The organism is Microbacterium sp. Leaf161, from assembly GCF_001423645.1.
In the GTDB taxonomy this organism is placed as follows: domain Bacteria; phylum Actinomycetota; class Actinomycetes; order Actinomycetales; family Microbacteriaceae; genus Microbacterium; species Microbacterium forte.
The window spans coordinates 322,896-347,956 of record NZ_LMOW01000003.1 but is presented as its reverse complement, the minus strand read 5'-3'; the positions used below and the strand labels follow the sequence as shown (position 1 = coordinate 347,956).

The 25,061-nt window shown below is 67.6% G+C and carries 29 protein-coding genes; 5 read left to right on the top strand and 24 right to left on the bottom strand.

The features are described from left to right. Positions 1-17: 17 nt before the first annotated feature. The gene (locus tag ASF87_RS17030) at positions 18-857 is read left to right on the top strand and encodes an aldo/keto reductase (RefSeq protein WP_056377592.1); all 840 of its coding nucleotides are present in this window, start codon (positions 18-20) and stop codon (positions 855-857) included. 49 nt (positions 858-906) lie between these two features. Then, positions 907-1,842, top strand: coding sequence for an isoprenylcysteine carboxylmethyltransferase family protein (locus ASF87_RS17025; RefSeq protein ID WP_056377590.1), 936 nt, complete (start codon positions 907-909; stop codon positions 1,840-1,842). Here ASF87_RS17025 and ASF87_RS17020 read toward each other — a convergent pair. Next, entirely contained in the window at positions 1,814-2,650 is an 837-nt protein-coding gene (locus ASF87_RS17020; RefSeq protein ID WP_056377589.1) for a helix-turn-helix transcriptional regulator, read from the bottom strand. The two genes, ASF87_RS17025 and ASF87_RS17020, sit on opposite strands and share 29 nt — an antisense overlap. Before the next feature lie 100 nt (positions 2,651-2,750). Between ASF87_RS17020 and ASF87_RS17015 the strand changes: the two genes are divergently transcribed. After that, a complete protein-coding gene (locus tag ASF87_RS17015; RefSeq protein WP_056377587.1) occupies positions 2,751-3,515 on the top strand; it encodes an SDR family oxidoreductase in 765 nt (254 codons plus the stop codon). 25 nt (positions 3,516-3,540) lie between these two features. On the opposite strand, the gene ASF87_RS17010 is transcribed toward ASF87_RS17015, so the two are convergent. Then, the gene (locus tag ASF87_RS17010) at positions 3,541-4,431 is read right to left on the bottom strand and encodes a TIGR01777 family oxidoreductase (protein ID WP_056377584.1); all 891 of its coding nucleotides are present in this window, start codon (positions 4,429-4,431) and stop codon (positions 3,541-3,543) included. A gap of 101 nt (positions 4,432-4,532) precedes the next feature. Here ASF87_RS17010 and ASF87_RS17005 point away from each other — a divergent pair, with 101 nt between their 5' ends. Beyond that, positions 4,533-5,366, top strand: a complete 834-nt coding sequence (locus ASF87_RS17005; RefSeq protein WP_082508968.1) for a zinc-ribbon domain-containing protein — start codon at positions 4,533-4,535, stop codon at positions 5,364-5,366. A 36-nt stretch (positions 5,367-5,402) separates the two neighbouring features. On the opposite strand, the gene ASF87_RS17000 is transcribed toward ASF87_RS17005, so the two are convergent. After that, positions 5,403-5,780, bottom strand: coding sequence for a hypothetical protein (locus ASF87_RS17000; protein ID WP_056377579.1), 378 nt, complete (start codon positions 5,778-5,780; stop codon positions 5,403-5,405). Positions 5,781-5,912: 132 nt separating this feature from the next. Here ASF87_RS17000 and ASF87_RS16995 point away from each other — a divergent pair, with 132 nt between their 5' ends. Then, complete coding sequence (locus tag ASF87_RS16995) at positions 5,913-6,998, top strand: AAA family ATPase (RefSeq protein ID WP_056377577.1); 1,086 nt, start codon at positions 5,913-5,915, stop codon at positions 6,996-6,998. Positions 6,999-7,034: 36 nt separating this feature from the next. Here ASF87_RS16995 and ASF87_RS16990 read toward each other — a convergent pair whose 3' ends face one another. From ASF87_RS16990 to ASF87_RS16890, 21 genes are all read right to left on the bottom strand, one after another. After that, on the bottom strand, positions 7,035-7,838 hold the full coding sequence (locus ASF87_RS16990) for a sigma-70 family RNA polymerase sigma factor (RefSeq protein WP_056377574.1): 804 nt from the start codon (positions 7,836-7,838) through the stop codon (positions 7,035-7,037). A 170-nt stretch (positions 7,839-8,008) separates the two neighbouring features. After that, positions 8,009-8,323, bottom strand: coding sequence for an HU family DNA-binding protein (locus tag ASF87_RS16985; RefSeq protein ID WP_042541126.1), 315 nt, complete (start codon positions 8,321-8,323; stop codon positions 8,009-8,011). A 241-nt stretch (positions 8,324-8,564) separates the two neighbouring features. Further along, the gene (locus tag ASF87_RS16980; RefSeq protein ID WP_056377572.1) at positions 8,565-8,966 is read right to left on the bottom strand and encodes a flagellar assembly protein FliW; all 402 of its coding nucleotides are present in this window, start codon (positions 8,964-8,966) and stop codon (positions 8,565-8,567) included. After that, positions 8,963-9,850 carry a flagellar hook-associated protein FlgL gene (gene flgL, locus ASF87_RS16975; RefSeq protein WP_157550134.1) on the bottom strand — a complete coding sequence of 296 codons (888 nt, stop codon included), beginning with the start codon at positions 9,848-9,850 and terminating at the stop codon, positions 8,963-8,965. Before flgL ends, ASF87_RS16980 begins: the two co-directional genes overlap by 4 nt. Before the next feature lie 17 nt (positions 9,851-9,867). Then, the gene (gene flgK / locus ASF87_RS16970) at positions 9,868-11,274 is read right to left on the bottom strand and encodes a flagellar hook-associated protein FlgK (RefSeq protein ID WP_056377570.1); all 1,407 of its coding nucleotides are present in this window, start codon (positions 11,272-11,274) and stop codon (positions 9,868-9,870) included. Positions 11,275-11,281: 7 nt separating this feature from the next. After that, on the bottom strand, positions 11,282-11,764 hold the full coding sequence (gene flgN, locus ASF87_RS16965; RefSeq protein ID WP_056377569.1) for a flagellar export chaperone FlgN: 483 nt from the start codon (positions 11,762-11,764) through the stop codon (positions 11,282-11,284). A 121-nt stretch (positions 11,765-11,885) separates the two neighbouring features. Beyond that, the gene (gene csrA, locus ASF87_RS16960) at positions 11,886-12,134 is read right to left on the bottom strand and encodes a carbon storage regulator CsrA (protein ID WP_056377568.1); all 249 of its coding nucleotides are present in this window, start codon (positions 12,132-12,134) and stop codon (positions 11,886-11,888) included. Positions 12,135-12,223: 89 nt separating this feature from the next. Further along, positions 12,224-14,290, bottom strand: coding sequence for a flagellar biosynthesis protein FlhA (locus tag ASF87_RS16955; RefSeq protein WP_056377566.1), 2,067 nt, complete (start codon positions 14,288-14,290; stop codon positions 12,224-12,226). A gap of 50 nt (positions 14,291-14,340) precedes the next feature. Then, positions 14,341-15,444, bottom strand: a complete 1,104-nt coding sequence (locus tag ASF87_RS16950; protein WP_056377564.1) for an EscU/YscU/HrcU family type III secretion system export apparatus switch protein — start codon at positions 15,442-15,444, stop codon at positions 14,341-14,343. After that, a complete protein-coding gene (locus ASF87_RS16945) occupies positions 15,441-16,202 on the bottom strand; it encodes a flagellar biosynthetic protein FliR (RefSeq protein WP_056377562.1) in 762 nt (253 codons plus the stop codon). The genes ASF87_RS16950 and ASF87_RS16945 overlap by 4 nt, the downstream gene beginning before the upstream one ends. Beyond that, a complete protein-coding gene (gene fliQ / locus ASF87_RS16940) occupies positions 16,202-16,477 on the bottom strand; it encodes a flagellar biosynthesis protein FliQ (protein WP_042541106.1) in 276 nt (91 codons plus the stop codon). The genes ASF87_RS16945 and fliQ overlap by 1 nt, the downstream gene beginning before the upstream one ends. Continuing rightward, complete coding sequence (gene fliP / locus ASF87_RS16935; RefSeq protein WP_200933784.1) at positions 16,477-17,316, bottom strand: flagellar type III secretion system pore protein FliP; 840 nt, start codon at positions 17,314-17,316, stop codon at positions 16,477-16,479. Before fliP ends, fliQ begins: the two co-directional genes overlap by 1 nt. A gap of 127 nt (positions 17,317-17,443) precedes the next feature. After that, complete coding sequence (locus ASF87_RS16930; protein ID WP_056377559.1) at positions 17,444-17,872, bottom strand: flagellar biosynthetic protein FliO; 429 nt, start codon at positions 17,870-17,872, stop codon at positions 17,444-17,446. A 2-nt stretch (positions 17,873-17,874) separates the two neighbouring features. Continuing rightward, the gene (locus ASF87_RS16925; RefSeq protein WP_042541101.1) at positions 17,875-18,531 is read right to left on the bottom strand and encodes a FliM/FliN family flagellar motor switch protein; all 657 of its coding nucleotides are present in this window, start codon (positions 18,529-18,531) and stop codon (positions 17,875-17,877) included. Continuing rightward, positions 18,531-19,424 carry a flagellar motor switch protein FliM gene (locus tag ASF87_RS16920; RefSeq protein ID WP_157550133.1) on the bottom strand — a complete coding sequence of 298 codons (894 nt, stop codon included), beginning with the start codon at positions 19,422-19,424 and terminating at the stop codon, positions 18,531-18,533. The genes ASF87_RS16925 and ASF87_RS16920 overlap by 1 nt, the downstream gene beginning before the upstream one ends. A 35-nt stretch (positions 19,425-19,459) precedes the next feature. After that, a complete protein-coding gene (locus tag ASF87_RS16915) occupies positions 19,460-20,269 on the bottom strand; it encodes an OmpA/MotB family protein (RefSeq protein WP_042541099.1) in 810 nt (269 codons plus the stop codon). Next, positions 20,266-21,063 carry a motility protein A gene (locus ASF87_RS16910; RefSeq protein ID WP_056377556.1) on the bottom strand — a complete coding sequence of 266 codons (798 nt, stop codon included), beginning with the start codon at positions 21,061-21,063 and terminating at the stop codon, positions 20,266-20,268. The genes ASF87_RS16915 and ASF87_RS16910 overlap by 4 nt, the downstream gene beginning before the upstream one ends. A 2-nt stretch (positions 21,064-21,065) precedes the next feature. Further along, entirely contained in the window at positions 21,066-21,281 is a 216-nt protein-coding gene (locus ASF87_RS16905; RefSeq protein WP_056377554.1) for a flagellar FlbD family protein, read from the bottom strand. Positions 21,282-21,383: 102 nt separating this feature from the next. Beyond that, positions 21,384-23,243, bottom strand: coding sequence for a heavy metal translocating P-type ATPase (locus ASF87_RS16900; protein ID WP_056377552.1), 1,860 nt, complete (start codon positions 23,241-23,243; stop codon positions 21,384-21,386). 146 nt (positions 23,244-23,389) lie between these two features. Beyond that, the gene (locus ASF87_RS16895) at positions 23,390-24,556 is read right to left on the bottom strand and encodes a flagellar hook protein FlgE (RefSeq protein WP_056377550.1); all 1,167 of its coding nucleotides are present in this window, start codon (positions 24,554-24,556) and stop codon (positions 23,390-23,392) included. Positions 24,557-24,586: 30 nt separating this feature from the next. Beyond that, complete coding sequence (locus ASF87_RS16890) at positions 24,587-25,054, bottom strand: flagellar hook capping FlgD N-terminal domain-containing protein (protein ID WP_056377548.1); 468 nt, start codon at positions 25,052-25,054, stop codon at positions 24,587-24,589. Positions 25,055-25,061: the final 7 nt, after the last annotated feature.

Below are 25,061 nucleotides of genomic sequence, written 5' to 3'. Positions count from 1 at the left end.
CAGCGTACGCTGGCGCCATGACGGCTCTCCCTCACTTCACGGCCCACAACGGCTTCGCCCTCCCCGCTCTCGGACTCGGCACCTACGCCCTCAACGGGGATGCAGGCGCGGATGCCGTGGCCTCGGCGATCGGCGCCGGGTACCGGCTGATCGACTCGGCATTCAACTACGAGAACGAGGGGTCGGTCGGCCGCGGGGTGCGCGAATCCGACGTGGACGCGTCCGAGCTCATCGTCACGACCAAGCTGCCCGGCCGTCATCACCCGCGCGCGAAGGCGCGGACGAGCATCGAGGAGAGCCGGTCACGGCTGGGCGTCGACGCGATCGACCTGCACCTCATCCACTGGCCGAACCCGCACCAGGACGAGTACGTGCAGGCATGGGAGGCGCTGGTGGACGCTCAGCAGCGCGGAGTCGTGAGACAGATCGGCGTCTCGAACTTCCTCCCCGAGCACCTCGAACGCATCGAGCGCGAGACCGGCGTCCGCCCTGTCGTCAACCAGATCGAGGTGCACCCGTACTTCCCGCAGGACGAGCAGCTCGCCTATCACCGCGAGAACGGCATCCTCACCGAGGCGTGGAGTCCACTGGGACGCGCGAAGCAGCTGATCGAGGAACAGGTGATCGGTGAGGTCGCCGCGGCGCACGACATCTCCCCCGCCCAGACCGTGCTCGCCTGGCACATCGCACGGGAGACGGTGGCGATTCCGAAGGCATCCTCTCTCGAACACCAGGTCTCGAACCTCGCCGCAGCTGAGATCGTGCTGACCACCGCCGAGGTCGAGGCGATCACCGCGCTCGGACGTGCAGACGGACGGCTGTTCGACGCAGATCCCGCGTCGCACGAGGAGTCCTGAGGCGGCGTCCTGAGCGGGCGTCGGCAGAGGGCGCTCATAGACTGGCGGCATGCCGGTCATCGCAGGGATCCCGATCACACCGGTGACCGCTCGGCTGTATTTCGCTGTGCAGGCTCTGGCGGGAGCGGCCTGGTGGATCGCGGTGGCGCTGTCGGACGACGTGCGTCGCCTCACCCTCGGAGACCTGCCGGCGGGACTCGTGGCGGTGTTCGACATCCCGCTCTTCGTCATCGGTTCGGCAGTCATCGCAGCGGGTTCCCGGTGGGCTGTCTGGGTCGCTGTTCCGTGGACGGCCATCGTCGCCGCCGGTATGGCCGTCTATGCCACGGCGACGGGCCTCGCCGGATGGGGCGCCCTGGTCATGGTGATCGCTGCCGGGGCGAGCGTCGCGGCCGGAATCGTCTTGCTCTGCGGAAGAGCACCCGTGGAATGGCTGGTCACCGGCCCACTCGCCTTCCGGCCGGCTGCGAGAGTCGGCACACGAGCGCTGCTCGCCCGCACCGGACTGCAGACGCTGTTCTTCTGGGGCACCTTCCTGGTGGTCATCCCCATCGTGGTGTCGCTCGTCGAGGCTCGTTGGTCGCTGCGCATCGAGGTTCCGCTCGTCGTCCACCTGGCCGGCGGTGTGCTTCTCGCCGCCGCGACCGCCCTCGGAATCTGGTCGGCCGTGTCGATGACGGTCGAGGGTGAGGGCACCCCGCTCCCATCGCAGATGGCGCGACGCCTCGTGATCTCCGGCCCCTATCGATACGTGCGCAACCCGATGGCGGTGGCCGGCATCGCACAGGGCATCAGCGTCGGCCTCATCATGGGCTCCTGGCTCGTCGTCGCGTATTCGCTCTTCGGATCGCTGTTGTGGAACTCGGTCGTGCGGCCGCTCGAGGAGGCGGATCTGGAAGCGAGATTCGGGTCGGAGTTCGTGGAGTACAGCAGCAGGGTCTCGTGCTGGGTGCCGGTCAGACCCGCTGCGTCCCGAGCACTCTGAGCAGTTCGAGCTTGCTCGCCGCGTCGCTTCCCGGCGCTGCTGTCAGCACGATGAGCGCCTGGGATTCGTCTTCGGTGAACAGCGCCTGACAGTCGACCTCGATCGGGCCGATCTCCGGATGGATGAGGACCTTGTGGTCTTCGAAACGCCGCCGCACCTCGTGCACGTCCCACAGCTCGGCGAACTCCGGGCTGCGGACGATGAGCTCGCGCACGATCTCGCCGGCTCGTGAGCGCTCGCCGAGCGCGCCGTATGCGGACCGGAGCGACGCCACGAGCACACGACTGTGCCGCAGGTGATCCTGCTCCGGATAGCGCCCGCGCTCGTCGTGCGGGTGCGCGAACCAGCGGTAGATCCCGCTGCGCTCGATACCCTCCAGACCACTGACGTCGCCGAGCAGCGCCCGTGCGGCGTCGTTCTGGATCAGGACCTCGTCGAGCACCGAGACGACGAAGGCGGGCGTGTCATCGAGGCGGTCGAGCACACGGAGCATGCCCGGATGCACGTAGTCGGTGAAGGTCGTGCGGTCCGGGGCGCTGTGCCCGCAGATGCGATGGAGATAGTCGCGCTCGTCGGGAGTCAACCGCAGCGCCCGTGCGAGCGAGGCGAGGATCTGCACGCTGGGCTGCGGACCGCGCTGCTGTTCGAGGCGCGCGTAGTAGTCGGTCGACATGGCTGCGAGCTGCGCGACCTCCTCGCGACGGAGACCGGGAGTGCGGCGGCGCGCTCCCGCGCCGAGCCCGACGTCTGACGGCTTCAGCTGCTCCCTGCGTCGCACGAGGAACTCTGCCAGTGCTTCTCTGTCCACCCGTGAAGTATCTCGTGCTCGGGGTCGTGCATCCAGGGATCGCGGATCCCTGGATGCGCGGTCTCTGGTGAGCCGCTGCGACACGTCGAAGAGTGGACGCATGAACATCACCGGAAACACCATCTTCATCCCCGGCGCCACGAGCGGGATCGGCCTCGCGCTCGCCCGGCGACTCAACGAACGAGGCAACACCGTGATCGTGGGCGGGCGTCGTGTCGAACTGCTCGACGAGATCGCGGCGGCGAACCCCGGCATCGACACCGTCGAGATCGACACGACGGATGCCGGCAGCATCCATGGGGCCGCGCAGACGGTGCTGGCCGCGCATCCGTCGCTCAACGTCGTCATCGCGATGGCCGGCATCATGCGCCCTGAGGACTGGAAGTCGCCCGAGGGGTTTCTCGAGACTGCCGAGGCGACGGTCACCACGAACCTGCTCGGCCCGATCCGACTGATCGCGGCGTTCATCGAGCACCTGCGCACCGTGCCGGATGCCACGATCATGACCGTGTCGTCCGGGCTGGCCTTCGCCCCCCTGCGCGTCACCCCCTCGTACAACGCCACGAAGGCGGCCATCCACATGCTCAGCGAATCGCTGCGCCTGCAGCTCGCCGACACGAGCGTGAGCGTGCTCGAGCTCGAACCGCCGGCTGTGCGTACGTCCCTCATGCCCGGTCAGGAGACCAGCGACTTCGCGATGCCGCTCGATGACTTCGTCACCGAGGTCGTCGAACTCATCGAGGCCCAGCCGGACGCGACCGAGATCCAGGTCGAGAACGTGAAGTTCCTGCGCTACGGCGAGGCGCGGGGCGACTACGCGCAGGTGGTCGAGACCCTCAACCGGCGCGACCCCCACGCCCGCTGAGCATGCGGCCGTCGACCCAGCGCGATCAGATCGCTGCGTCGACGGCCTGCGTCGCGGTCTTGTGGGTGAACTCGAACCCGGAGTCCTCGAGCGCCGCCGGCCTCACATCGGCATCCGAGACGAGCAGCGAGTCGGCGGCGTCACGGCTCAGCGCGAGCCTCAGCGCCCAGGTCGGAGCCGGAATCCAGAAAGGTCGCCGCATCTTCTTCGCGAGTGCCCGACCGATGTCGTTCGCCGAGGCGCGCGTCGGGCCAGTGAAGTTCACTGGGCCCTCGAGATGCTGATCGATCACGTGTCGGATGCCGCGGACCTCGTCTACGAGAGAGATCCACGGCCAGATCTGGGTGCCGGGCCCGATGGGACCCGCGACCCCGAATCGGGTCAGCTGGATCAGCGGTTTGAGCACACCCTGGCGGTGGATGATCGGGGCCGTACGCAGCAGCGCCACCCTCGTCTGCTCCCCCGCGCGCAGCGCCTCCTGCTCCCAGCGCACGCAGAGCTGCGCGAGGAACGTGTCGCCCGCAAGAGATGCCTCGGTCAGGATCTCGCCGGGTGCCGAGCCGTAGTAGCCGACGGCGGACGCCGAGACGAGCGACGGGGCATCGTCGCGCAGTGCGCGCACCGCGGTCGCGAGCGTGCGAGTGGTCGTCAGACGAGACTCGACGAGTTCCCGGCGGTAGCGTGGGGTCCACGGCAGGCGACCGACGCTCGCCCCGCCCAGGGCCACCACGGCGTCAGCCCCTGCCAGCACGTCGGGGTCGAGTTCGCGCTCCCCAGGTGTCCACTGAACCTCGGAGGCGTCGCGCGGAGGACGACGCACGAGGGTCGTCACCTCCACGCCGTCTGACCGCAAGGACGACGCGAGGGCCGTGCCGATCAGACCCGATGCGCCACTGATCACGATCCGCTGCGGCATGATGACTCCCTCTGTCCGTCCACCGGACTCGTTCTCCCTCGCGAGTCTGTCACGTCCGACGCCCTCTGGCGATGTCGGCGGCGACCGGTAGGTTTCCCGACGTGGCCGAACCAGTGCAGTCGTGGTGGGCGAGACGCCAGTTCTCGCGAGGCCGAGACGTGCCATACGAGGTCGGCACCTATCGCTCGCAATGGGCCGCCTACCCAGAGTTGATCCGCCAGTACCATCCCGAGCTCAATCACGGCATCGCACTCTCGCAGGTGCCGCTGGCCGCCGACGTGCTGCTGTGCTGGGAATGCCGGGTGGGCCACCGTTTCGCCGCCACTCCGTCGGAACAGCGTGAGCGGCCGGGACGGGTGCGTCGCCAGTCGGCATGGTGCCCCGAATGCTCGACGCTCGCCAGGCCCCAGCCCGTGGTGCTGGGAGAGGCCCGCGCGATTCCGCGGCGTCCGAGACCGCAGCTCACGCTGTGCGCCAAGACTCCCGATCTGCCGACCGGCGAGGCATTTTCGAGCGTGTGCGCTCCTGCGCCGGCATCCGCCGCCGAAGCCCGGCTCCGCGCAGCGCTCGCGTCTCGCATCACCTTCACGTCGGATGTCAACGCGGTCAAGGTGACACGACCGTTCTTCCGTCACACCGAGGTCTGGCCCGACATCCTGCTTCCGGAGCTTCGCGTCGCGATCGAGTACGACACCGTCGGGCGCCACGGACTCGAGCATGTCGGCAAGCGACAGGAGACGGACCTGCGCAAGGATCGTGCCCTGCGCGCCGCCGGCTGGGAGGTCATCCGCATCCGCACAGGGCGGCTCGAGCCGCTGGGCCCCCATGACCTGCAGATGCCGTCGGTCTCCGCACGCAGTGTCGATCGCATCATCGATGAGCTCCGCCAGATCCGCGGACCGATTATGGTCGACGCGTACCTGATTCCCGGCTGACGGCGCTCGCGCGATCGTGAGCGCTCGAACTCGGCGTCACCCCTCGGGGAGGTCGTCGGCACGCCTGACGACCGCATCCCACTCCGACTTCAGGAAGGTGGCATCTCCGGCGGCGACGATCTGCGCGTTGTCGTTCGGGCCGAGCTCGGGTCGCATGGTCAGGCCGCCGACCTCGAGGCTCGGGATGCTCTGCCTGATGCACTCGACGCTTCCGCGCACCAGCAGTTCCGCCGTCTGCTCCGGCGTCGTCACGGCTCCCATCACGGCGTCGTCGTGAGCGACGAGGACCACCTGCCATGCGGGCTGTCGGTCGTCGGGATCCAGCGTGTACTGCATCAGCCCCTGCGGCGCGGCCTCGACCACGATGACGATCGAACCTGCGACCGGCTGCTCGACCCCTGCGTACTCGCCCATGATGGATCCCCTGATCCGGGCGTCCCCACGCCCACTGTCCGCTCAGGGTACTGCCAAAAGATTCTTCCGGAACGCCTTACGGCGATCGAATCCCAACCGATATATGAGTACGGGGAGCAAAGGAGAAGGATCTTGACCAGCACCTACATCGAGACGGGCGGACACGTCCGCGTGTACGATGCGGCCGTCCGCACGCATCACGAGTTCCCTCTCGGCACCTATCGGGTGCACTTCACCTCGAAAGAGGGCTTCAGCCTGATCAAGATCGACGACCTCACCGTGGGCACCGAACGCGTCTACGGCGGCCGCGACAGGAAGGTCGACAAGATCTTCCGCTCCTATGCCCTCACGGATCGCAGTCTCGGTGTGATGCTGTCCGGCGACAAAGGAATCGGCAAGACGCTGTTCCTGCGCATGGTCGCCGAGGAGGCTCGCGAACAGTGCCTGCCCGTGGTGATCGTCTCAGAGGACAACGACGGCATCGTGGAGTTCCTCGACACCCTCGACGAGTGCCTGATCATCTTCGACGAGTTCGAGAAGGTCTTCCCTGCGGGGCGCCGCGGCGGAGAGGGAGACAATCGGCAGAACCAGTTCCTGTCGCTGTTCGACGGCCTCTCGTCTGTGAAACGCATCTATTGCCTGACGGTGAACGACATCAGTGATGTCAGCACCTACATCGTCAACCGTCCGGGGCGGTTCCACTACCACATGCGATTCGAGTACCCGGGCCCTGACGAGGTGCGGCAGTACCTGATCGACCAGGCACCGCACGCCGACCCCGATGAGATCGAGAACGTCGCCTTGTTCTCGCGTCGGGCTCGCCTCAACTACGACCACCTGCGTGCCATCGCGTTCGAGCTCGAGCAGCCGGACGCGCTGTTCGCAGACGTCGTGGAGGACCTCAACATCAAATCGGTCGAGCCGAGCACGTATCGCATCGAGGCTCGCTTCCCCGATGGCAAGGTCTGGTCGGACGAGGTCGAGATGAACCTCTTCGAGCGGGGCGACGTCGGGCGCACCTTCGAACTGCGCAACGCGACGCGATCGATCTTCGCATCGTTCGTGCCCAAGGATCTCATCTTCGAACCGGACGGCAGCATCGTCGTGCCGATCCACAAGCTCGAGCTTCTCGACGACGAGGACGAGGAACCCGAGGTCTACCCGACCACGGTCAACCTCATCCTCGTGGGTCAGGCGAACTACGGCTTCAGTCTCTGACCGGCCCTGCCGAAGCGTCGGACGGCGGACTCCGGGTCAGACGCCGACAGCGTGCGACAGTATCGCGCGGGTGAACCGTTGGCCGGTGGCGGCGAGGCGCTCGAGATAGGCGTCCAGCGCAGACGCCGACGAGCGCGGGACCGGCCCTGCCTCGGTCGGCGGAGCGTCGGCGTAGTGCCGGTCCAGCGCATCGCGGAGCATGCGCACCGCCGCAGCTCGCTGCTGAGAGACGGCGGCGTGCGATACGCCCAGCTCGTCCGCGAGCTCGGTCACCGTTCGGTCGTCGAAGTAGATCGCCGTGATGATCGATCGCTTGCGTTCCGGCAGCGCAGCGACGGCCCGTCGCAGGAACTCATCACGCTCGGACGCGATCGCGAGTTCCTCCGGCAGGTACCCGGTCCACACGATCTCCGGCGCATCCGGTGCATCGAGACTGGTGAGCATGCGCTCGGCGTCCGCCAGCCCCTCTCGTGCGACAGCGGTGTCGACGCCCATGGCCGCCGCGATCTCCGCCACGGTGGGCGTGCGGCCGAGCCCTGCAGACAGAGCCTGCCTCACCTTGATCGTCTGCTTCGCTCGCGCTCGTACGTCTCGGGGCGCCCAGTCCATCGACCGCAATTCGTCTTTCAGCGCCCAATTGACCCGGGCACGCGCAAACGCTCCGAACGGCACACCGAGGCTCGCATCGAACTTCTCGGCTGCACGGACCAGGGCGAACGCTCCGGCAGAGGCGAGGTCGTCTCGGGAGACATGCGTGATGCGGGAGGCCACGTACGCGGTTGCCGCGCCGACGATGTGCAGGTGATCGACCACGAGCTGGTCGCGCGGGCGCATAGGCATCGAATTCGCCTCTTTCACTGTAAGTGCAAGCCCTCCCCAGCGACTCACAGCGTGGCCTCTCCCCAGCGACCGGAACTGCTTTCACCTACATGCTAGGGGTGAGACGGGCAAGAAAGATCCCCGGAGGCCAAAACCTCCGGGGATTCTCGTTTACGTTCAGATAACGATGACTAATCGTTCACCTTGACTCGACGGTTCACCTCTCGAGTCGCAGAGAACTTCAGCACCGTGTAGTCGTTGACCTCGGCGTCTCCGTCGTCCTTCGCGAATTGCACACGATGCCCCTTGTGCGTCTGCGGATAGAACTTGCCGAAATTGGTGAGCGTGACCGTGTTGCCCCGGCCTACGAGGTCGAGGAGTTCGTCGATCATCGCGGTGTATGCGGTCTGCGCCGCCTGGACCGAGATGCCACCGCGTCGTGCGAACCTCTGCACGAACTCCCGCTTGCTGACCCGATTCGTCTCGAGCGTCCTTGATGTGCTCATGTTGTCTTCCGTCCCATGGAATGTCGCTCGTCACCGAGCGCCGTGCGCTGTACCCCTACCAACCGCATCCGTGACGTGCCCCAGGCCCCGATCTCCTGCGACGACGCCGGGATCCCGCCAGTACCCCAGCCTGTGCTCTTCAGAGGATAGTTCCTCTTCCTTGGTATATGCGGTGAATCTCAGAATCCTCTGCATGCTGAGAGCCCGCGCCGCCGGAAGAGCCGTCGAACAGGACGCCCGCTCACCCGCCCAGAAGCGCGCGGATCGGGTACCGCTGATCCTCGAGGATCGCCTGCACCGCACGGCCGGAGGCGGCATGGATGAGGATCGGAGCTCGGAGATTGATGTAGACACCGTCTGCAGAAGGGTTGGCCACGACGAACACATGGATCTCGGAGTCATCGGCGGCGCCGATCTGCGCTCGCACCTCGGCGGGTATGGTCGGCTCGTAGCCGTAGTCCCCGGAGAGCGGATCGAGGAGGAACAGCCGCACATCGGCGTCCGTGGCCCGCAGCGCGTGCAGCCCCTCCGCACCGTCGATCTGCTCGAGGGTGAATGCCGTGTGCGGGCTCAGGCCGGGCATGGGCGACGCGAACTCGACGCACAGCGCCGCGGTCGCCCGGTCGGTCGACGCACCACTCATCGGAGGAACTCCATCAGATTGGTCTGCAGCGATCGCGCCGTCACCTGCAGGGCGGACTGGAAGACGAGCTCGGCAGACTGCAGTCGAACGAGCACCTCGAGGCTGTCGACGTTCTCGACCTCGGTGCGACGGGCCTCGAGGTCGATCGACGCCGAGAGGTTCTGGGCCGAGGCGCGCTCGATCTGCACCTGACGCGCACCCGTCGTTCCTCGCGCGGCGTTGACGTCCTTCAGTCGCGCATCGATGTCGCCGAGACGCGCGCCCACCTCGACGCCACTGCGCAGGTCCGCCGCGATGTCGTTCAACAGGGCGAACGCGCTGTCAGCACCCTCGCCGAACGCCTGAGAGCCGTCGAAGTCGACGCGCACCGTCTCGTTGTCGCTGATGCGGCGATGCACTCCGTCACCCGTGCCGCCGTTGAACGTGAACGTGGTGGCGTCGAAGGCGCCTCCCGCATCGCTCGTGCCGGCGAAGACGCTGCGACCGAGCACCCTCGTGTTCGCCTTGGCGAGCAGCTCCGCGCTGATCGACTCGAGCTCCTGCGCGATCGACTCGCGCGCTGTCGGGCTGAGCGCCCCAGAGTTGGCTCCCTGCGCGGTGAGATCCCGCGCACGATTGAGCAGGTCTGCACTGGCCCCGAGAGCGGTGTCGACGGTCGTCACCCACGCCATTCCGTCGCTGAGGTTGCGGGCGAACTGGGCGACGCGCGACTGGTCGCCGTGCACGCCGAGCGCTGTGGCCGCTGCGGCAGGGTCTTCGCTCGGCGAGCGGAAGGCACGCTGTGAGGCAGCCTGATTCTGCAGGCGCTCGCGGTCCGCGAGGTTGGTCTGCAACGTCCGCAGCGACTGCTGCGTCATGGTGTTGCTCGTGATACGGCCGATCATGTTCACTCTCCCCAGAGTCAGCGGCCGACGAGGCCGGTGCGGTTGATCAACAGGTCCAGGGCCTCGTCGACAGCGGTCAGCACGCGGGCCGCTGCCTGATAGGCGGTCTGGTAGGTCAGGAGGTTGATCGTCTCCTCGTCGCCGTCGACCGAAGAGTTCGACTGCTGCGCGGTGACCGCCGCGACAGCTCCCATGTCGGCGATGTCGGCGCGCTGCAGGTCGCCTGCGACGGTGACCGCGAACCCGGTGACGAAAGTCGACCAGGTCTTGGTGGGCCCCGTCGCCGATGCACTGAGCGCGCTGATGCGGTCGGCGATCGTGGTGTCCTTCGCTCCGGCTCCCGGCGCTGCGAGCGCCAGCTGGTCGAGACCGGTGGGAACCACGCTGAGCCCGAGAGCAGCAGGGCCCGCACCGCCGAGCGCGAAGAAGTCGCCCCCGGCCGCACCGGACGATGTGACACCCGTGCGGTGCACGTCGTTCACGGCGGTCGCGAGCGCGGTCGCCGTCTCGTTGTAGGCCGCAGCGACTCCCGCCAGCGTGCCGCCGTCGGATGCGGGGGCGAGCGCGCTGATCGTGCCGCCGACGATGCCGCCCGTGATCGGCACTGCCAGGTCAGGTCGATCAGCCCACGCGACGGTGATCCGACCGGCGTCCGCGATGTCACGCGGTCCGCTGGCCACGAGCGCTCGGCTGCTGTCGCCCGACACGAGCGCGTTGCCGTCGACGCGCAGGGTGAGGGTTCCGTCTGCCTCCACATTGCCCTTGGCGCCGACCGCGGTCGAGAGCTGCTGGGCGAGGACGTTGCGCTGGTCGATCAGCTCGTTGGCGTTGCGCCCGGACTGCAGCGCATCCCTGATCTGACCGTTGAGCGAGGCCACCTGACCTGCGACGGCATTGACGTCGGCGAGCTGACTGTCGACCTGTCCGCGCAGGTCGCTCCATTGCCCGGCGATCGTCTGGTATCCCGCGCCGATCTGCCCGATGAGCACGTTGGCGTTCGTGAGCACGACCTGGGCCGCAGCCGGATCCGGCGTGTTGGCGAGGTCGGACCAGCCGGCCCAGAAGCGATCGAGGTTCGCCGCGAGACCGTCCTTGGTGGGTTCCGCCATCACACCCTCCGCGCTGCTGGCGGCCGTCGCGCGGGCGCTCCAGAAACCCGACGTCGACAGGGCATCACGGACGCGAGCGTCGAGGATGTCGTCGCCCAGCCGCGCGATCCCGGTCACGCCGACGCCGCCGCCGATCCCGAGTCCCGACGGCCAGAGTCCCGTCTGCCCGGGCGCTGAGAACGAGGTCTGCTCCACCCGCTGGCGCGTATAGCCGGGGGTGGCCTGATTGGCGATGTTCTGACCGGTCACGGTCATCCCCGCTCGCGCCGCCGAGAGCGCGGATTCTGCGAGGCGGAGACCTGCGAATGAAGACATGTCTACTTCACACCCTTGTGTCGAGAAGTCGGGCGTCTCCGCCGCGGACGACATCGCCATGCGTGTCGTACTCGCCGGTCGGGACGCCGAGGCCTGCGATGGTCTCCTGCGTGACCCGGATGGCCGTGCGCAGACGCTGTTCGTTGACCTTCTTCATGTCGCCGATCTCGTCGGCCAGGGTCGTCATCGCGTCGAGGTGACCCGTCAGGATCTCGCGCCACGCGTCGGTCGGCGCGGCCTCGATCAGATCGCGGAGCGTCGTCGCCTCCGGCACGCCCCACTCGTCGGCCACCGCGATGACCAGCGTGTCACGCGAGAGGGCGACGGTCGGCATGGCCGCGATGACCCGCTCGATCTCGTTCGCCGCATGGTGGATCCAACGGTTGCGTCCGGTCGCGAGCAGCATCTGCTGCTCGTCGAGCTTGAAGAGCAGCACCTCGAGAAGGTCGCGCTCTCGCATCAGTTGCATGCTCAGGTCGTGAGCGGCCACGATTCGTCACCTCGTCATGTCGCGGTTTCCGTGACGGGATCGCCCGTCACATTCACGACTATCGCGACAAGGAGCGGGCCAGTAACTCGGCACGCGTCGAGATGACGCTCCTGCGACCGGATCAGGGAGCCGGGGTCGTTCTTCCCAGGATGCCGAGGAGAACCGATTCCGCGGACTCATCCGAGGATGTCTGGACGGCTTCCTGATTCGCATCGCTCACCGCGAGGACGATCTCGGCGCGGTTGATGCGCTTGTCCCGAGGAGCATCGATGCCGACGCGGACACCGCTGGGCGTGACCGCGAGGATGGTGACGGTGATGTCGTCGCCGATCACGATGCTCTCGTTGGCGCGTCTCGTGAGTACCAGCATGCGTCGTCTGCCTTCCATGGCGTGAGCGCTGTTGCGCCCTCTGCTCACAAACGTATCGCACTCAGCTCGTAAATGAGCAGATCCAGACCCTACACCGCCGCGCTCGGAAGAGCCGACTGCGTCATGCGCACCACTCCGACCACGTCGGTCGCGAGGCCGCCTGCCGCCGCCTCGTCGTAGGACAGCACGGGAAGGCCGCTGACCTGCGAGGAGACCATCCGACGCACGGCCTGACGCAGAGACGGAGCGCACACGAGCACAGGTTCCGGCCCCACCTGCTCGAGCTCGGCGACGGTGCGACGCACGTTCTCGAGCACCTGCATGGTCGACTCCGGCGTCAGCACGATCTGCGGATGACCGTCGACGACCCGCATCCCCTCGAGCATCTGCTGTTCGAGCATCGGCTCGAACATGACGACCCGGATCCGCCCGTCTTCGGCGAAGCGCGAGGCGATCGCCGGCCCGAGCGCCGCTCTGGCCGCGTCGATCAGCCCCGCGGTCTCGGTCGACGTCTTGCCTCGCAGTGCGAGCGCCTCATAGATGCGGGCGAGGTCGTTGATCGGCACCCGCTCCGCGAGAAGCCCCGCCAGGACGCGCTGGATCGCGGCGAGCGACAGCACGGCCGGAGTGAGCTCCTCGACCGTCGCGGGGCTGGACTGCTTCAGGTGCTCGGTCAGCTGGCGTACGTCTTCGAGCGAGAGCAGCCGATCGGCCTGGCTCTGCACGATGTCGGAGAGGTGGGTGATGATCACGCTCGCCCGATCGATCACCGTCGCACCCGCCATGTCAGCGGCGTGCGACATCTCCGCGGGCACCCATTTGCCCTCGAGGCCGAACACAGGGTCGACCACGGCCGTGCCGGGAAGCTGCTCGAGACCCGTGCCGATCGCGAGCACGTGTCCGCGCGGCACCGATCCGCGCCCGGCCTCGACCCCGGCGATGAGGATCGAGTAGGTCTGCGCCGGCAGGTCGATGTTGTCACGGGTGCGCACCGGCGGCATCAGGATGCCGATGTCCAGAGCGAGCTTGCGACGAAGGGACTTCACCCGGGTGAGCAGATCCCCCGCTCCCCCAGATGCCAGATCGACGATGTCAGGTGACAGCGAGATCTCCAGCGCGTGCACGCGCATCCTGTCCATGAGCTCTTCCGGTCCCTCGGCCCCGGCCTCGACGGCCTCCTGCTGCAGCGCATCGGCCTCGAGTGCGGCATCGCGGTCTTCGTTGGCCTTGACGCGGGATGCCGCGAACAGCAGCACCGCTCCGATCGCCAGGAAGATCACGAGGGGCATCCCGGGGATGAAGCCCATGGCGATGGCTGCGAGGCCCGTGATCACGAGAGCGTTGCGCGACTGCATGAGCTGACGACCGGCCGCCTGTCCCATCTCGGACTCGGCGTTCTCGCGAGTCACGATCATGCCGGTCGACACGGCCATCAGCAGCGCGGGGATCTGGGTGACCAGTCCGTCGCCGATGGTGAGGATGCTGTAGGTCTCGAGGGCGTCGCCGACCTCCATCCCGTGCTGCACCATGCCGATGATGATGCCGCCGACGAAGTTGATGACGACGATCACGATGCCCGCGATCGCGTCACCCTTGACGAACTTCGACGCACCGTCCATCGCGCCGTAGAAGTCGGCCTCTGCCGCGACCTCGGCCCGACGCCTGCGCGCCTCGGTGTCGGTGATCAGCCCGGCATTCAGATCCGCGTCGATCGCCATCTGCTTGCCGGGCATGGCATCGAGGGTGAATCGTGCTCCGACCTCGGCGACGCGCTCTGCGCCCTTGGTGACCACGACGAACTGGATGACGGTCAGGATGAGGAAGATCACCGCACCGATCACGAGCGACCCGCTGATCGTGATCTCCCCGAACGCCTGGATCACCTCGCCCGCATGTGCCTCGCTGAGCACGAGACGCGTCGACGCGACGTTCAGACCGAGCCGGAAGAGCGTCGCGACGAGCAGCAGGCTGGGGAAGACCGAGAAGTCGAGCGGCTTCTTGATGAACATCGCGGTGAGCAGGATCAGGAGCGCGAACGAGATGTTCAGGACGATGAGGACGTCGAGCAGCCCGGTCGGGATGGGCACGATGAGCAGGAGGATGATGCCCACCACTCCTACGGGCACCGTCGCCTTGGACAGCAGCTGACCGATCATGCGTCTCGCCTTCGTTCTCTTCGTCGTTCGAATTCTGATCGTGACCCGGCTCAGAGGCCGCGGTCCCTGGTGCTCGCGAAGGGCATCGTGTGCGTCCCCCTGGCCGACCCTCGTCGCTTGAGATGCTCGATGAAGGCGAGCACCTGGGCTACGGCGGTGTAGAGCTCTTCGGGAATCTCCCGCCCGATCTCGCAGGCCGAGTGGAGCGCACGCGCGAGCGGGACGTCCTTGATCATCGGCACGCCGGCCTCGTCCGCCCTCTCGCGGATCTTCTGCGCGACGATCCCCGCCCCCTTCGCCACGACTCGAGGGGCCGACTTGCCCGGCTCATACCGCAGCGCGACCGCGACATGGGTCGGGTTCACCAGAACGACATCGCTGTCGCCGACCGCGGCGATCATCCGATTGCGGCTCATGGCGAGCTGCCGCGAGCGGCGCTGGGAGCGCACGAGCGGATCGCCCTCGCTCTTCTTGTGCTCGTCCTTGGCTTCGTTCTTCGTCATGTGCGTGTGCTTGCGGTTGCGCCGCATCACGACGGCCACGTCGATCGCCGCCAGCAGGATGCCCACCGCGACGGCGACCTGCAGGAGCGCGATCGCTCCCCCGGCCGCCTGCTCGAGCAGCCAGGTGATGTTGTGGCTGCCGCTGGCCATGAGCACAGGCACGAGACCTGAGACGACGATCCAGAGCGCGAGCCCGATCGCCACCGTCTTCAGCAGCGCTTTGGCGCCCTCCCAGAGCGCCTGCTGCCCGAAGACCCTCTTCATGCCCGACACGATGTTGAACTGCTCGGTGCGCATCGTCACCCCTCGCAGATGGATGCCGCCCTGAGCGACTGCGGTGGCCGTCGTCGCGAGCAGCACCACCACCAGCATCGGAAGCAGGATGCCGCCGAGCGATGCGATCGCCGAGCCGAGCACGTCGAGAGCCGCGCCGTCGGTGGGGTTCACCGCGACGGGTGTCACGGCGAGGAAGAGCTCGGTGACGACCTGCGTGCCCGAGGCGATCGTCGGCACCATCATCACGGCGGCGGCCGCGATGCAGACCCAGGCGGTGAAGTCCTGGCTGCGGCCGATCTGCCCCTTCTTCCGCGCCTCCTTCAGGCGACGCTCGGTCGCCTTCTCGGTGCGCTCACCGCTGTCGGACTCGCTCATCTCGTCACCCCCAGGAGCAGCCTCGCCGCCTCCTCGGCGATGACCGCGACCACACTGGGCAGCGCCGCGTAGACGAATCCGACCAGCAGCAGCGTGAGGCCGATCTTGATGGGGAAGCCCATCGCGAACGCGTTCAGCGCCGGCGCGACGCGACTGACCAGTCCGAGCCCGACGTCTGCGAGGAAGAGCACGATGAGCAGCGGGCCGGCGATCTGCACGGCGCTGAGCATCATCTGGCCCGCCGCCCCCACGAGTGCCTCCGCCGGTTTGGCGAGATCGATCACGCCGGTGACCGGCACGGCGTCGAACGAGCGGAACAGGCCGCCGAGCACGAGCTGGTATCCGTCCGAGGCGAACAGCAGCATGATCGCGGTCATCTGGAACAGGCGCGTGAACTGCGCACCGTTGATCGCCATCCCGGGGTCGAACGCCTGCGCCAGCTGGAACCCGCCGAACGTGTCGACGAGATGGCCCGCCCCCTGGATCGCGCTGAAGAGCACCATCACCAGAAAGCCGAGGAGCGCGCCCGTCAGCGCCTGACCGGCCAGGGCGAGCATGAAGGCTCCGGTGTCGAGACGTTCGTAGCCTGCTGTCACCACCGGCGATACGGCGAGAGCGAGACCCACGCCGAGCATCGCACGGATCCGCATCGGGATCGTGCCGTGGCTGAACGGCGGAGCCAGCACCAGGAAGGCGGTGATCCGCACGCACGCGAGCGAGGTCGCCTCGAGCCACGTGAAGTCGATGGGGATGTTCATCAGCCGCCGTTCAGCAGCGACGGGATCCGCGCGAACATCTCGTTCGTGAAGGCGATCATCTCGGCGATCATCCAATGCCCGGTCACGAGCAGGGCGATGCCGACGGCGACGAGCTTCGGCACGAACGAGATCGTCATCTCCTGCACCTGAGTGATGGACTGCAGCAGAGAGATGGCGAATCCCACCACGAGCGCGGTGATGAGCAGTGGTGCGCAGAGCTTCGCGCCCACGATGAGCGCTGCCTGCCCGATGTCGATGACAGCTTCAGGGTTCATCAGCCACCCCCGTTGTACGACTGGACGAGCGCGGTGATGACCATGCCCCAGCCGTCGATGAGCAGGAACAGGAGGATCTTGAACGGCAGCGAGATCATGACGGGAGGAAGCATCATCATGCCCATCGACATCAGTGCGCTGGCGACGACGAGGTCGATCACGAGGAAGGGGACGAAGATGATGAACCCGATCAGGAAGGCGGCGCGCAGCTCGCTGATCATGAACGCCGGCACGAGCGTCTGCAGCGGGATGCTGGAGGCGTCCGCGGGGTTCTCCATCTGCGCCGCGCGGTGCATGAGGGCGATGTCCTCTTCGCGGGTGTAGGTGAGCATCCACTCGCGTAGCGGCTCCTGGGCGAGCTCGAACGCCCTGCCGAAGTCGATCTGGCCATCGGTGAACGGCGCGACCGCGACGGCATTGATGTCGGTGAGCACCGGCCACATGATGAACAGCGTCAGAAAGAGGCTGAGCCCGGCGAGCACCTGGTTCGGCGGGATCGACGGCAGCGAGAGGGCATTGCGGGTGAGGGCGAGCACCACGAAGATCTTGGTGAAGCTCGACATCATCAGCAGCAGAGCCGGAGCGACGCTGAGGACGGTGATGCCGAGCAGCGTCATGATGCTGTCGGACGGGGCCCCGTTGATGCCGTTGATCGTCACGCCGTCGCCATCACCGGTCTCCGTCGGGAGCAGCGACGCGGCGGCGTGTGCACCGGTGGTCTGCAGCAGCACCAGCAACGCCGCGATGCCGAGCGCGGCGCCCAGAAGCACCCAGGCACGCCGCGGCAGTCGCGGTGCGCGCGCAGACGGCGACGCGGCGACTGCGGCGGATACGGGCACGGCGGCACTCCGAAGATGGGTGACGTGGCCGATCCGTAGCCAGAGGGTCGAGCGATCCGTGCTCGCAGTCGACTATCGCGACACGACGAAGTGCACGTAACCGCGACGACCGATGAGCTGACCGCCGTCAGGCGACGGAGCGAAGCGCGCGGTCGACGATGTCGTCGGGCATCTCGGCGACGGCGGGGCGCTCCTCTTCTGCGAGGATCTCCTCGGCGAGCGGAGGCGCCTCCTGGGTGTCGACGACATTGATCCCGTGCTCCGTCACACCGAGCACATAGCGGATGCCGCCGAACTCGGCCACCACGAGCTGCGCCTTGCCCCCGATGCCCGACCGCGCCACCACGGTGATCTTCTCCGGGCGTGAGCGCGGGACTGCCGCCGGACGCGAAGGCACGAGCTCGGTCAGCTTGGCGAGCTTCCTCGGCATCAGCCCGGCCAGCGGGCTCACTCCCTTCGCCTGCGACTTCTGCAGGCGACGGCTCAGGAAGAGCAGCAGGCCGAGCACCGCTCCCAGCGCCACGATCGCACGAAGCGCGACGAGGATGTCGTCCATCGTCAGACCGTCTCGGCGCCGTCGAGGATGCGCTCGACGCGGATCGCGAAGTCGCCCTCCGCGACCACGACGGTGCCGTGCCCGATCAGGCGGCCGTTCAGCTTGATGTCTGCGGGAGACCCGGCGGCGCGGTCGAGCTCGACCACACGCCCCGGTTCGAGCGAGAGCACGTCGCGCACCGGCATCCGTGTGCGTCCGATCTCGACCACGAGCTCCATCTCGACACCCGCGATGCGGTTCAGTCGCTGAGGACCCGCCGCCGCTGCGGACCTCGCCCCGTCGATGCGCACGGATGCGCGAGCCACGACGCTGCCGTCGGCGTCGACCATGTCGAACACCTGCGTGCCCGAGTCGGTGAAGACATCAGTGGCTGCGACCACCGCTCCGTCGCCGAGCGAACCGCTGCCGAGCACGGCGGTGGCGGCCTCGAAGATCGGGTGCAGTCGATCGGTCAGCGGTGCGGTCTTCGAGCCGTCCTCGAGTTGCGACGGATCGACGACCTGGATCGCGATACGCGCGCCGGGGCTGCCCGTGAAGGTGACGACGACCGCGTCGCCCGATGCGCCCGGGTCGGTCGAGGGCGCCGGGATCACGGGGTATCCGAACGGCAGCTTGCCGGCGATCGCCGCGGCGATGGCGGTCTCGTGGAAGGTGCTCATCAGTGGGTCTCCTCATGGGTGGTCGTGATCTTGCATGTGAGGCGCGAGCCCCTGCTGCCGGGTGTGGCGAGGGCGATTCGGGTGTTTCCGGCCACGAGCTCGTAGGGGCGGGTCTCCGGGTGCGGCAGGCGCAGCAGGTCTCCCGGCGCGAGGTCGAGGATCTCGCCGGTGCCGATCGTGATGGGGGCGAGACGCAGCGTCAGCTCCAACGGCGTGCTGCGCACCTGTTCGAGGGTCTGCTCGGTCGTGTGAGCCGATGCAGCATCCGATCCTGAGGCCGCAAGGCGGTCGACGACGGCCGACGCGGGCAGCATGACGGTCGCCGTCGACTCCGAGTCACCCAACCGCATCGTGTATCGGGCGACGATCACCGCGGCGGTGGCGGAGATGACCTGCATGTACTGGGGGTTGTAGTGCACGGCACTGAACCTCGGTGCGCCCGGGAGCAGAGCATCGAGGCTGGCGTGGAGGTGCTCGAACGTGCCCTCCATCAGGTTGCGGACGAGAGCCAGTTCGATCGGAGTGAACGTGCGGGCTGCGGGAAGCGATGTGCTCCTGCCGCCCATCATCTGGACGACCCACAGCAGGGCGCTGTCGAGTCCGAACTGCACGACGCACGGCTCGTCCCGGTCGGCGAAGGAGCCGGCGACCATGGCCGTCGTGCCGGGGAGCGTGTCGGAGTACTCCTCATACGAGACCAGGTCGACGCTCTCGAGCGCCAGGTGCGCCCGCACGCGGATCTTGTCGGTCAGCTGCGACGACCACAGCCGGGCGAACGACTCGAACGCCGCCTCGAGATGCCGGGTGCTCTCGCGCCCGAGCTGGGCCGGGCGTCCGAAATCGTACGCCGGGTAGCGCACGGCCGGGTCATCGAGCACGGCGGATGCGGTCATGACGGTCTCCTCGACGGTGGTGTTCACGTGAGCGCTCACTTGTTCGCAGCAGCCGCGAGAGCGGGTATCAGCGCTCTCACCTGCTCTTCTTCGTTCGACTCGACGACGATGTCGACGCGTCTGTTGCTGGCCAGCGCCTGTGGGCTGTCGCCCGGCACGATGGGGCGGGTGTCGGAGAACGCGGTGGCCTTCACGCGTGGACCTCCCAAGCCTTCGTGCTCGACGAGGAATCGAGCCACCTGGGTCGCGCGCCCTCCCGAGAGCTCCCAGTTGGTCGGAAAGGGGGCGGCCGAGACCCGGTGATCGGCGTGCCCCTCGACGCTCACCTGATTGTCGACCGTGGCCAGGACGTCTCCGATGGTGTCGAGCACCGCATCGGCCTTGGCCGAGAGGTCGGTGCTGTTGTCGGCGAAGAAGGTCTCGGCGCCGACCAGCCCGACCTGGAGCCCCCGATCATCGATCACGAACTGCACGGTGTCCTGCAGTCCCTGAGCCGCCAGGGACGTACTCATGCGGTCACGCAGGCCCACGAGCGACTCGAACTCGGTCTCCGCGCGGGCGGCGAGGTCGACCACGCCGTCGTCGTCCTGCAGCTCGGGCGGCACGATCACGCCCTCTGCGGTGTCGGCGCCACCCTCGGTGCTCTCCTGCCCGAACCCCGTCGCCAGGCTGTTCGCGAGCAACTCGAACTTCGTCTTGTCGACGTTCGACACGGCGAACAGCACGATGAACAGGCACATGAGAACGGTGACCATATCGGCATACGAGACGGCCCAGCGCTCGTCCGGCTCGTCATGCGAGTCGTCCTCATGCCCGCGACCGCGAGCTCGACGGGCTGTGCTCACTGGACGCCCTCGACCGACTCAGGCTCCCGCTTCTGCTTGCCGGCCTTGGGCTTCACGGTCGACAGCGCCTCGAGTCGCTCCTGCAGGAGGTGGGGCGCGCTGCCGGCCTGGATGGCGAGCATCCCCTCGGAGACGAGGGTCATCCTCTCGAGTTCGACGGCCCCGATCCGACCCAGGCGGCCGGCGATCGGGTTCCAGATGAAGTTGGCAGAGAGGAGGCCCCAGAGGGTGGCGACGAAGGCTGCGGCGATCATCGGACCGAGGTGATCGGGTTCGTCGAGCTTCTCGAGCACGTGCGTCAGGGAGACGACGGTGCCGACGATGCCGATCGTGGGCGCATATCCGCCCAGAGAGCCGAAGAACTTCGAGGCGACGCGGTTGCGCGACGATGTCGCCGCGATCTCGTCATCCATGAGGGTCCGCAGATCCTCGGCATCCGTGCCGTCCGCGAGAGCCTGGAGCGCCTGCCGAGTGAACTCGTCGGGCGCGGAGTCGAGTTCCTGCTCGAGAGCGAGAAGCCCTTCACCCCTCGCCTTCTCGGCGTAGCCGACGAGGAACGGGATCACCGCCTCCGGCGTCATCTTGGGGCCACGGACCATGCGGCCGAGGCTCTTCACCGCGAGCATCGTGTCGCGGAGGGTGTGGCTGGCGATTCCGACGCCGATCGTCGAGCCGAGCACCAGGATCATCGGCGCGGGAATGAGCAGAGCCTCGAAGCTCGCCCCCTCCATCGTGATCATCGCGACCAGGGCGCCGAACGCCAGGACCACTCCGATGATGAACGCGGGATCCATGATCACGCGCCCGTCTGCGAGGTCAGAGCCTGGGCTGCGCCGAGGACGCGCGCACGGTAGGCGACGATCAGGTCGATCAGGGCGTCGAGGTCCTCCTCGACCACGTACACATGCCCGTCGACCATGTGCAGAGTCGTGTCCGGCGACGCATGGATTCGTTCGATCATGTCGGGGTTCACCGCGAACCGGGTGCGGTCGAGGCGGGTGACGATGATCATCGAGGGGGTCTCCGGGCTTCGGATGAGAGGGGGAAGTCTGTCCCGACTATCGCGACGCGGCTCTCCCCCGGTAACCAGTCGGCGCACCGGCGGGTCTCGACATCACGACCCGCGAGGGGCGACGAGTCCGGTGGCTGGACCGCCCAGTGCGCGGAGGGCATAGAGGATCGTCGCGAGGTCGACCGCTTCCTGGATGAGAGCACCCGCGACCGCCGGGATGATCCCCGTCATCGCGACGAGCATGAGCCCCACGCTCAGCCCGATGCCGATCCAGATCGCGGTGAGCGCAACACGCAGTGTGTGCCGTCCGATGGCGACCGCATCGACGACCTTGGTCAATGAATCGACCAGGATCACGACGTCGGCAGCGTCGCCCGCGGCCGTCGCCCCACGCGCGCCCATCGCGACACCGATGTCGGCGGCCGCCAGTACAGGCGCGTCGTTGACACCGTCGCCCACCATCATCATCGGTCTCGGACGGAGGTCGGCGGCGAGCCCGACCTTCTCCGGCGGGAGGAGTTCTGCGTGGACATCGTCGATCCCGACCTCGCGAGCGACGGATTCCGCGGTCGATCGAGCATCTCCCGTGAGCATCATGATGCGCTCGATGCCGTTCGAGCGGAGCCACGACACGACCGAGGTCGCTTCAGGTCGCGGCGCATCCGCGAGGATGAGGACGCCTCCGAACCGCCCGTCGATCGCCACGTAGGCCGCAGCCTCACCTGTCCCGAGAGTTGCGCGCACGGTGTCGGCGGCGAGCGATGCGACGAAAGCGGGCTTGCCGACGACGACGGTGCGGCCATCGATGACGGCCACCACACCGTTGGTCGCGACTTCACTCGCGTCATCGGATCGACGGAGTACGAGGCGACGCTCTGCGGCGGCGCGACGGATTCCTTCGGCGAGCACGTGCGACGAGTACTGCTCGGCGGATGCCGCGAGCATCAGCAGTTCGTCAGCATCGATCCCCGTGGCGGGTCGCACATCGACGAGGTCGGGGCGTCCCTGGGTGAGGGTGCCCGTCTTGTCGAAGGCCGCGGACCGCACCCGAGCCAGCTGCTCGATCACCGCACCGCCCTTCATGATCACTCCGGTCTTGGCCGCCCGGGAGAGGCCGCCGAGGAATGCGACGGGAGCCGCGATGAGGAGAGGACACGGAGTCGCGAGCACGAGCACCTCGGCGAACCGTGTCGAGTCACCGGAGATCGCCCATGCGGCGCCGGCCAGTACGAGAGCGACGGCGGTGAACGGAATCGCGAATCGATCGGCGAGACGCACGACCGGTGCGTGCGACTCCTCAGCCTCGTGCACGAGCGCGACGATCTGCTGGTATTGGCTGTCTGCGCTCGATCGCAGTGCGCGGATTCGGACGGCCCGTGCTCCGTTGATCGCTCCGGACAGCACCTCGCCCCCGGCCTCGCGAGCGACGGGCATGCTCTCGCCGGTGAGCGACGATTCGTCGAACTCACCTGACGCCGAAAGCAGCACGCCGTCGATCGGCACGATCTCGGCCGGACGCACCAGCAGCGCGTCGCCGACCGCGACATCGTCGACTGCGACATCCCGAACCTCTTCCGAGTCCGGTGCGAGCGGATGCACGAGGACATGCGCAATTCGGGGAGACCTGTCCAGGAGTGCCGAGAGGTCTCGTTTCGCACGTCGTCCCGCGAACTGCTCCAGCGCTTCGCCGCCCGCGAGCATCAGGACGATGATGAGCGCCGCGATGTATTCTCCGACGGCGAGAGTGGCGACCATCGCCACGACCGCGAGGATGTCGAGCCCGACGTGCCCGCGGAGCACATCCCGCACCATGCCGACGAGCGTCCAGACGACGAACGCTCCGACATAGGCAGTGGCGATCCATCGTCCGACGGCGGGTATGCCGACCATGTGCAGAGCGAGCACCCCCGCGAGAACCACGACCGTGATGATGATCACGGGGTACCGCCGGACGAAGCGCATGCCCTCAGCCTCTCTCCCCGCTGCCCCTGGCGCCAGGGGCAGTGTTCGACAGAGCCCCTGGCCGCTTCTCGGCAGCGGGCACCCGGGTCACCGGATCGCTCCGCAGGCAGACCCGGCGCCGTGAGACGGCGCCGGGTCCGTTCGCATCAGCGCTTCAGCTGGGTGAGCTCCTGGAGGACCTCGTCGCTGGTCGTGATGATGCGCGCGTTGGCCTGGAAGCCGCGCTGCGCGACGATCAGGTTGGTGAACTCCTGCGAGAGGTCGACGTTGCTCATCTCCAGAGCGCCCGAGACGAGGCTGCCGAAACCTGCCTGGCCCGGCTCGCCCATGCGCACCGCACCGGAGTTGACGGATGCGCGGTATGCCGTTCCGCCGGCCTTCTCGAGTCCCTCGGGGTTGGCGAACGTGGCCATGGCGATCTTGCCGAGAGTCTGCGTCGCACCGTTGCTGAACGTGCCGACGATGGATCCGTCGCCGGTGATGCTGTACGACTTCAGGGTGCCGGCTGCCGCACCGTCCTGCTCGGACACGGCGACCGTCGACAGTTCCGCATAGCCGGTGACCGCTCCCAGGTCGACGCTCACAGCCCCTGCGGTGAGCGTGAGGCCTGCACCGGTCTGCTTGCCGTCGGTGAACGCCAGCGACCCGGTCGCACCGCTGGCGGGTTCGGTGACGTCCCATCCGGTCGCCGTCTTCGTGAAGGTGAGACTGAGAGTCGAGGGCGTGCCCTGCGCGTCGTAGACAGTGACGTCGCGCACCAGCTCGTCGCCGGTCGCAGCCGTCGACGGGAGGTTGCCGGTGACGGTGGCTTCCGTCGTCGCCTTCGCGGGAGACACGGCGTCGAGCGGGAGCACGATGTTGCCCGTCGCCTGGCCGGTGTTGACGACGCCGTCCTGTGCGGACCAGCCCTGCACGATCGAGCCGTCGGCAGTGACCATCTTGCCGGTGGGGTCGAACGAGAATCCACCTGCTCGGGTGTACAGGGTCTCTCCGCCGGATCGGACCGCGAAGAACCCGTCGCCCGAGATCATCAGGTCGCCTCCTCGGCCGGTCGCCTGGGCCGAGCCCTGTGCGAAGTTGGTGCGCACGCCGGCGACCTGCACGCCGAGACCGACCTGGGCGGGGTTGCGACCGCCGACCTCGTCGTCGGGGATTCCCGGGTTGCCGATCAGCTGCGACAGGGAGTCCTGGAACAGCACGGACGAGCCCTTGAACCCGGCCGTGTTGACGTTCGCGATGTTGTTGCCCGTGACATCGAGCATGGTCTGGTGCGAGCGGAGGCCGGAGATTCCGGAGTAGAGCGAGCGGAGCATGGGGTTCTCTCTTCCTGGGTGAGACGGAGGTCAGACTGCGGCGGGGGTGGGCGCAGCGGGGGTGGTCGGTGCGGGGGCGGTCGGTGCGGTGGTGACGCCCGTGATGACGTCGAGTGCGACGGTCTTGTCGCCGATCGTCACCTGCGGGATCGGTCCATCGAACGAGACCTTGGTCACGAGGCCGGAGACGGTCTTGCCGTCGGCATCCTTGTAGCTCGCCTCCTGGCCGATGAGGGCGCTCGCGGCCTGACGCATGTTCAGGGCGAAGGCCTCGGCGCCGCTGTCGGCGAGAGCCGTCAGCTGCTCCATCATGGCGAGCTGGGTGGTCTGCGAGATCATCTCGTTGGTGTCCATCGGACTTGAGGGATCCTGGTGGGTCAGCTGGGTCACCAGGAGCTTGAGGAACACTTCTCCGTCGAGCACCTGCTTGCGGGCTGCGGGGTCGGTGGTGCTTCCCGTATGGATCGAGCTCGGGGCGCTCACTGCGTCGACAGTCATTCGGTCG

Excerpts from the sequence above, each read along its gene's own strand:
- ASF87_RS17030 (WP_056377592.1), top strand. The coding sequence starts at position 18 with ATGACGGCTCTCCCTCACTTCACGGCCCACAACGGCTTCGCCCTCCCC.
- ASF87_RS17025 (WP_056377590.1), top strand. The coding sequence starts at position 907 with ATGCCGGTCATCGCAGGGATCCCGATCACACCGGTGACCGCTCGGCTG.
- ASF87_RS17015 (WP_056377587.1), top strand. The coding sequence starts at position 2,751 with ATGAACATCACCGGAAACACCATCTTCATCCCCGGCGCCACGAGCGGG.
- ASF87_RS17010 (WP_056377584.1), bottom strand. The coding sequence starts at position 4,431 with ATGCCGCAGCGGATCGTGATCAGTGGCGCATCGGGTCTGATCGGCACG.
- ASF87_RS17000 (WP_056377579.1), bottom strand. The coding sequence starts at position 5,780 with ATGGGCGAGTACGCAGGGGTCGAGCAGCCGGTCGCAGGTTCGATCGTC.
- ASF87_RS16990 (WP_056377574.1), bottom strand. The coding sequence starts at position 7,838 with ATGCCTATGCGCCCGCGCGACCAGCTCGTGGTCGATCACCTGCACATC.
- ASF87_RS16985 (WP_042541126.1), bottom strand. The coding sequence starts at position 8,323 with ATGAGCACATCAAGGACGCTCGAGACGAATCGGGTCAGCAAGCGGGAG.
- ASF87_RS16980 (WP_056377572.1), bottom strand. The coding sequence starts at position 8,966 with ATGAGTGGTGCGTCGACCGACCGGGCGACCGCGGCGCTGTGCGTCGAG.
- flgL (WP_157550134.1), bottom strand. The coding sequence starts at position 9,850 with ATGATCGGCCGTATCACGAGCAACACCATGACGCAGCAGTCGCTGCGG.
- flgK (WP_056377570.1), bottom strand. The coding sequence starts at position 11,274 with ATGTCTTCATTCGCAGGTCTCCGCCTCGCAGAATCCGCGCTCTCGGCG.
- csrA (WP_056377568.1), bottom strand. The coding sequence starts at position 12,134 with ATGCTGGTACTCACGAGACGCGCCAACGAGAGCATCGTGATCGGCGAC.
- ASF87_RS16955 (WP_056377566.1), bottom strand. The coding sequence starts at position 14,290 with ATGATCGGTCAGCTGCTGTCCAAGGCGACGGTGCCCGTAGGAGTGGTG.
- ASF87_RS16950 (WP_056377564.1), bottom strand. The coding sequence starts at position 15,444 with ATGAGCGAGTCCGACAGCGGTGAGCGCACCGAGAAGGCGACCGAGCGT.
- ASF87_RS16945 (WP_056377562.1), bottom strand. The coding sequence starts at position 16,202 with ATGAACATCCCCATCGACTTCACGTGGCTCGAGGCGACCTCGCTCGCG.
- fliQ (WP_042541106.1), bottom strand. The coding sequence starts at position 16,477 with ATGAACCCTGAAGCTGTCATCGACATCGGGCAGGCAGCGCTCATCGTG.
- ASF87_RS16930 (WP_056377559.1), bottom strand. The coding sequence starts at position 17,872 with ATGGACGACATCCTCGTCGCGCTTCGTGCGATCGTGGCGCTGGGAGCG.
- ASF87_RS16925 (WP_042541101.1), bottom strand. The coding sequence starts at position 18,531 with ATGAGCACCTTCCACGAGACCGCCATCGCCGCGGCGATCGCCGGCAAG.
- ASF87_RS16920 (WP_157550133.1), bottom strand. The coding sequence starts at position 19,424 with ATGACCGCATCCGCCGTGCTCGATGACCCGGCCGTGCGCTACCCGGCG.
- ASF87_RS16910 (WP_056377556.1), bottom strand. The coding sequence starts at position 21,063 with ATGGATCCCGCGTTCATCATCGGAGTGGTCCTGGCGTTCGGCGCCCTG.
- ASF87_RS16905 (WP_056377554.1), bottom strand. The coding sequence starts at position 21,281 with ATGATCATCGTCACCCGCCTCGACCGCACCCGGTTCGCGGTGAACCCC.
- ASF87_RS16900 (WP_056377552.1), bottom strand. The coding sequence starts at position 23,243 with ATGCGCTTCGTCCGGCGGTACCCCGTGATCATCATCACGGTCGTGGTT.
- ASF87_RS16895 (WP_056377550.1), bottom strand. The coding sequence starts at position 24,556 with ATGCTCCGCTCGCTCTACTCCGGAATCTCCGGCCTCCGCTCGCACCAG.
- ASF87_RS16890 (WP_056377548.1), bottom strand. The coding sequence starts at position 25,054 with ATGACTGTCGACGCAGTGAGCGCCCCGAGCTCGATCCATACGGGAAGC.